Below are 4,053 nucleotides of genomic sequence, written 5' to 3'. Positions count from 1 at the left end.
CACGCGCGCCCGCACGGCGGTCGGCCCGGCGACGACCGCGGACGACACCTCCTCCTTCCCGTGTGACCCTCCGGTCCAGGCACAGTCGCGTCCCTTCTTCCCTCGGACGGGCTGCCCGGACCTCCTTTCGCGTTGTCGCGCGCCGTGTGGCGCGCCCGTCCGTGCCGCCCGTCCTCGTCGGCCACCGCAGGGTGGCTGGAACGGACCTTCCGTGGCACGTACCGAACGCTCACGTCGCACGGGTGCCGGTGACAACCGGCGCCGCTTCTCCCAGAACTTCCTCGCCGACCCGGGCGCCGCACGCCGCGTGGTGGCGGTGTCCGGGATCGGCCCGGCCGACCTGGTGGTGGAGGTGGGACCGGGCGAGGGCGCCCTCACCCGCTTCCTGGCCCCGGCCGCCCGCCGGGTCCTGGCCTACGAGATCGACCCGCGCCTGGCCGAACGGCTCTCCGCGCGCTACCGCGAGCCCGCGAGCGGGGTGCGGGTGGTGCGGGCCGACTTCACCCGGGTGCGCCCGCCGCGGGGCGAGTTCCACCTGGTGGGCAACATCCCCTACGCGCGCACCGCCGACATCGTGCGCTGGTGCCTGGACGCGCGGGGCCTGGTCTCCGCCACCCTCGTCACCCAGCTGGAGTACGCGCGCAAGCGCACCGGCGGGTTCGGTCGGTGGAGCCGGTTGACGGTGCTGACCTGGCCGGAGTGGTCGTGGTCGCTGGCCGGGCGGATCGACCGGCAGCGGTTCCGGCCGGTGCCCCGGGTGGATTCGGGCATCCTGGTGTTGCGCAGGCGCCGGACGCCCCTGGTGGACCCGGGGCGGATGAACGGCTACCGGCGCCTGGTCGAGCTGGGTTTCGGGGGCGCGGGCGGATCGCTGGGCGCGTCGCTGCGCCGCGCCCACCCCGCCCGGCGGGTGGACCGGGCGCTGGCCCGGGCCGGGATCGCTGCCGGTACGCCCGTCGGGCACGTGGACCCGGGGCAGTGGCTGGAGGTCTTCCGGGCGCTGGAGGGCTGAGCCCGCGCGTCGCGCGACCGCCGTCCGCACGCCCGTCCTCGTCGGGAGGACGGGTGCGTTCCGCCCTATTCTGGGCGCATGCGCACCTCTCTCCTCCCCCTGTCCCTCGCCCTCGTCCTGTCCGCGCTCGGCTGCGCGGCACAGGAGTCGTCGGGGGCCTTCGACGAGTCGTACCGCGTCGCCCACCCCGTCGGCGCCTACGAGCACGAGTTCCGCGGGGAGGCCGACGTCGTCTACACCGTGGACGACGTCTCCTTCCCCGGGGGCGGGCGCGCGGACTTCACCCTGGAGGTGGAGGTGCCGGACCTGGGGCGGGTGCTCGGTTTCGGCGAGTTCGAGACCGTGTGCGAGGCGGGCGGAGCCGAGACGGCCGCCGAGGGCGAGATCGCCCTCGGCGAGACCGAGGCGGGCTCCTACGCGTTCCCGATGGGGTGCGACGTCGCGCCCGGGAGCGAGGAGCTGAGGATCGTCGTCCGCCACGACGGCGAGGAGATGGTGTTCACCGGGCCGGTCGGCTGACCGGCCCGGGCGCCCTCAGCCCAGGAAGTCCAGGAGGGCGGCGGTCAGTTCGGCCGGTGCGTCCTCCTGGACGAGGTGCCCGGCCCCGGGCAGGACGCGCAGTCGCGCCCCGGGGATCGCGGCGGCGAGCCGTCGGCCGCGGTCCAGGGGGAGCCAGGTGTCCTCCTCGCCCCACACAACCAGCACCGGCAGGTCGAGGTCGGCGTAGGCGTCCTCGACCTCGGCGGTGTGGCGCTCGTCCGCCTGCGCGATCTGCCGGTAGAACGCGGGCTGGCCGTCCGCGCCCAGCCAGGGGCGCACGAGCGCGTCCAGGACGTCGCCGCGGGGTTCGCGGTGCGCGGCGGAGGAGACGTAGGCGCGCACCAGAGCCTCGTGCAGGTGCGGGGGCAGCGCGGCGAACACGTCGGCGTTGGCGTTGACGAGGCGGAAGAAGTCGCTGCCCCAGGGGCGGACGCTGACCGCGTCGACCAGGGCGAGGCGGTCGTAGGCCGCCCCGTCCAGGACGGCCGAGCGCAGGGCCACGGCGCCGCCGAAGTCGTGCGCCACCACGGCGGGGCGCTCCAGTCCCCAGTGGTCGAGCAGGGCGGTGAACGCGGCCTGCTGGGCGGCCAGCGACACGTCCTGCCCCTCGTGCTTGGCCGAGGCCCCGTAGCCGGGCATGTCCCACACGTGGACGGTGTACCGGGCGCTCAGGGCGCGGGCGACGTGGCGCCAGACGTGGGAGGAGAAGGGTGTGCCGTGCAGCAGCACGACCGGGTCCCCGTCCCCGAACCGGGCCCAGCGCACGGTTCCGTTGGGAGCCTCGAAGCTCCGGTCGAGTGTCCAGGCGTCGCCGCTCATGTGCTGCCTTTCCGTCATGGGATCGCGGGCCGTACCGAGGTTAGGGGGCCGCGGTGACGTTCCGGCGCTCCCGGGCGGGCCCGCGCGCGGGAGCGCGCCACCGCGTCCCGCCCGGGCGGCTACACCCTCAGGACCGCGAAGCACTCCCCCGGCACGGTGACGGTGGACCCCGCGGTCCTGGGCTCGCCGTTGGCGAGCAGGAGTTCGCGCGGGGCCGCGTCCAGCTCCACCTCGGCGCCGTCGGCGTCCAGGTTGCACACCACGCGCAGGCTTCCCCGGGCCAGGACGAGCAGGCGTCCGCCGCCGCCCACCTCGACCGAGGAGCGGTCCAGGCGCGGGTCGGACAGCTCCGGTTCCACGCGCCGCAGGGCGATGAGCGCCCGGTAGGTGTCCAGGACCAGCCCGTGCGGTTCGCGTCCGGGCTCGGACCAGTCCAGGACGGCGCCGTCGCGGGTGGCCGGGTCCATGGGGTCGGGGATCTCCTCCTCGGCCCACCCCAGCGCGGCGAACTCGCGGCGGCGTCCCTCGCGCACGCCCCTGACCAGGTCGGGGTCGGTGAAGGAGGCGAAGAACGGCCAGGGCGTGGCGGCCCCCCACTCCTCCCCCATGAAGATCATGGGGGTGTAGGGGGAGCACAGCACCAGCGCGGCGCCGCAGGCGAGCAGGCCAGGGGAGAGGTGTTCGCCCATGCGGTCGCCCCGGGCCCGGTTGCCGATCTGGTCGTGGGTGCTCAGGTAGGCCAGGAAGCGGCTGCCGGGGACGCGCGCGGTGTCCACGGGCGCGCCGTGGGTGCGGCCGCGGAAGCTGGAGCGGGTGCCCGCGTGCCAGAACGCTCGGGTGAGCGCGGCGGGCAGCGCCCCCGGGTCGGCGAAGTCGGCGTAGTAGCCGTGCGTCTCCCCGGTGAGGGCGACGTGCAGGGCGTGGTGGAGGTCGTCGGACCACTGGGCGGTCATGCCCAGGCCGCCCGCCTCGCGGGGCAGGACGGTGCGGGGGTCGTTGCGGTCGGACTCGGCAACCAGGGACAGCGGCCGGTTCAGGGCGGTGGCGAGGGCGTCCACCTCCTCGGCGAGTTCGGCCAGCAGCGGGGTGGCGCGGTCGTCGCGCAGGGCGTGCACGGCGTCCAGGCGCAGCCCGTCCAGGTGGTAGTGGCGCAGCCAGTCCAGGGCGTTGTCCAGGACCGTGCGGCGGACCGGGTCGGAGTCGGGGCCGTCCAGGTTGAGGGAGGGGCCCCAGGCGTTCTCGCCGCGGAAGTAGGGGCCGAAGCGGGGCATGTAGGCGCCCGAGGGGCCGAGGTGGTTGTAGACCACGTCGAGCAGGACGGCCAGGCCGCGGCGGTGGCAGGCGTCGACGAGGGCCTTGAGGGCGTCGGGGCCGCCGTAGGGGTCGTGGACAGCCGCCCACAGGACGCCGTCGTAGCCCCAGCCGTGGGTGCCGTCGAAGGCGTTGACCGGCATGAGTTCGACGTGGGTGACGCCGAGGTCGGCCAGGTGGTCGAGGTGGTCGGCGACGGCGGCGAGGGTGCCCTGGGGGGTGAAGGTGCCCACGTGGAGTTCGTAGACGACGGCGCCCGCGAGGGGGCGCCCGGTCCAGTCGGCGTCGGTCCAGGCGAAGGCTGCGTGGTCGTGGACGCGGCTGGGGCCGTGGACGCCGTGGGGCTGGTGGAGTGAGCGGGGGTCGGGCAG

General features: G+C 75.4%; 4 protein-coding genes. 2 read left to right on the top strand and 2 right to left on the bottom strand.

What is annotated here, in order from left to right; genetic code table 11:
* Positions 1-211: 211 nt before the first annotated feature.
* Positions 212-1,012: an ErmE/ErmH/ErmO/ErmR family 23S rRNA (adenine(2058)-N(6))-methyltransferase gene (gene erm, locus DQW06_RS06090; RefSeq protein ID WP_071622157.1), complete on the top strand. Its 801-nt coding sequence runs from the start codon at positions 212-214 to the stop codon at positions 1,010-1,012.
* Between the two features lie 78 nt (positions 1,013-1,090).
* The gene (locus tag DQW06_RS06085) at positions 1,091-1,531 is read left to right on the top strand and encodes a hypothetical protein (RefSeq protein ID WP_071622158.1); all 441 of its coding nucleotides are present in this window, start codon (positions 1,091-1,093) and stop codon (positions 1,529-1,531) included.
* Between the two features lie 15 nt (positions 1,532-1,546).
* On the opposite strand, the gene DQW06_RS06080 is transcribed toward DQW06_RS06085, so the two are convergent.
* Both DQW06_RS06080 and treZ read right to left on the bottom strand, forming a co-directional pair.
* The gene (locus tag DQW06_RS06080; RefSeq protein WP_071622159.1) at positions 1,547-2,371 is read right to left on the bottom strand and encodes an alpha/beta fold hydrolase; all 825 of its coding nucleotides are present in this window, start codon (positions 2,369-2,371) and stop codon (positions 1,547-1,549) included.
* Positions 2,372-2,490: 119 nt separating this feature from the next.
* The coding region (treZ, locus tag DQW06_RS06075; protein ID WP_117198118.1) for a malto-oligosyltrehalose trehalohydrolase at positions 2,491-4,053 on the bottom strand (1,563 nt) is incomplete at its 5' end.

The sequence above is a fragment of the Nocardiopsis sp. TNDT3 genome, assembly GCF_003427465.1.
In the GTDB taxonomy this organism is placed as follows: Bacteria; Actinomycetota; Actinomycetes; order Streptosporangiales; family Streptosporangiaceae; genus Nocardiopsis; species Nocardiopsis dassonvillei.
The sequence above is the reverse complement of the archived record's forward strand: the minus strand, read 5'-3'. Positions and strand labels throughout refer to the sequence as shown.

Bases quoted from the DNA above. Each gene is read 5' to 3' on its own strand.
- DQW06_RS06085 (WP_071622158.1), top strand. From the start codon at position 1,091: ATGCGCACCTCTCTCCTCCCCCTGTCCCTCGCCCTCGTCCTGTCCGCG.
- DQW06_RS06080 (WP_071622159.1), bottom strand. From the start codon at position 2,371: ATGAGCGGCGACGCCTGGACACTCGACCGGAGCTTCGAGGCTCCCAAC.